We start from the raw sequence: 377 nt of genomic DNA, 5'->3' as shown, positions 1-377 counted from the left end.
TGGCCCGTGGTGCCCTTGATGGACGTGACCGGCACCTCGGCCGCACCCGCGCCCACCAGGCCGTAGAGCGCCTTCGACTCGGTGGCGTCGTTGGCCGGCGTACCGGTGCCGTGGGCGTTCAGGTGACCCAGGTCGGCAGCGGTGAAGCCGCCCTCGGCCAGAGCGGCCGCCATGGCAGCGGTGATGGCCGTCGCCTCCGGGTCGGGCGCCGTCATATGGTAGGCGTCGCCCGTGCTGCCGAAACCGGTGATCTCCGCGATGGGCTGGGCCCCGCGGGCCAGAGCGCTCTCCAGCGACTCGATGACCAGGGCGCACGCACCTTCACCGGCCACAAAGCCGCCGCGGCGGGCGTCGAAGGGCAGTGAGGCCTGGGTGGG

The 377-nt window shown here is 73.2% G+C and carries 1 pseudogene; it reads right to left on the bottom strand.

The window, feature by feature from the left end:
* A pseudogene (locus tag PZH32_RS11685) lies at window positions 1-377 on the bottom strand (beta-ketoacyl-[acyl-carrier-protein] synthase II); the annotation flags it as partial.

This window comes from Adlercreutzia equolifaciens (assembly GCF_029076695.1).
Classification (GTDB): domain Bacteria; phylum Actinomycetota; class Coriobacteriia; order Coriobacteriales; family Eggerthellaceae; genus Adlercreutzia; species Adlercreutzia equolifaciens_A.
This window is presented reverse-complemented; position numbering and strand designations above follow the sequence as displayed.